Annotated in this window: 1 protein-coding gene; it reads left to right on the top strand. The window is 59.9% G+C overall.

Features of this window, described 5'->3' with window-relative positions; genetic code table 11:
* Positions 1-61 precede the first annotated feature (61 nt).
* Positions 62-1,013 (top strand): MFS transporter (locus AC0QUY_RS42590; RefSeq protein WP_475391725.1); only part of this gene is annotated, 952 nt, incomplete at its 3' end.

Below are 1,013 nucleotides of genomic sequence, written 5' to 3'. Positions count from 1 at the left end.
TTCGTTTGCCACGTCCTTACTTGTCGTCTCCTTTCTGTGTGACAGGTTCGGCGCGAAACGCGTGTTCGCCTGGGCAGTAGTTTCCTGCGCCGCTTCAGCTCTCGTTTTTGCGGCGTTCGCGCGATCTTTCGGGACCGCACTTGTATGCATGGCCCTGTTGGGGGCGGCCCAGGGTGCCACCTACACGCCTGCCATCATGCTTGTTTCGGCCAATGCGTCACCGGATCGCAAGGCTTCGGCCGTCGGGTGGGTTCTCGCAGGTATGTCGGCCGGCTACGTCCTGTCCATTGTGCTTGCGAATGCGATGCTCGCAGTCGCGGACTACCGATTGTCGTTCGCAGTGACAGCTGGCGTCGCGATTCTCGGCTCGGCGCTCAGTATTGCCGCGACGAGGAATGCCCATGATCAGCTGGTGCACACGGCCCCCGACACAATGGCACCTGATCGTCCATGGAAGCATCAGGCCCGGCTTCTCACAATTGGTTACATTGGACATACGTGGGAGCTGTTCGGAGTGTGGACATGGATTCCCGCTTTCCTGACGGCATCATTGCTATCACAGGGTCGAATGACGGGCGTGGAAGTTGGTCTGTGGACTGCAGTCACGCTCCACGTCTCGGGGTTCTTCAGCTCCTTCCTGTCTGGGTACGCCGCTGATCGCTTCGGCGCGAAACCAGTCTTGGTGGGCTTCGCATTGGTAGGTGCCGCGTGTTCGCTGGCCTTGGGCTGGCTGAGTGAACTCAATGCTGCGCTATTGCTTGCTCTGGTCTGGATCTACGGCTTCGCGGTCATTGGCGACTCGGCGGTACTTTCCTCCGCGATGACTGAAGCGGTGCCGGCATCGCAACTGGGCCGGGCACTTGGTTTGCGGTCAATTTTCGGCGTTGGCGCGGGTTCCGTGTCACCCATAGCGTTCGGCATGGCACTCGACATGACATCCGCTTCAGTCTCGTGGGGATTGGCCTTTTGCACTTTAGCCGTTGGCGGCGTGCTGGCGTTTGCCTGCGCAATTG

The sequence above is a fragment of the Bradyrhizobium sp. WYCCWR15520 genome (assembly GCF_056174665.1).
The sequence above is the reverse complement of the archived record's forward strand: the minus strand, read 5'-3'. Positions and strand labels throughout refer to the sequence as shown.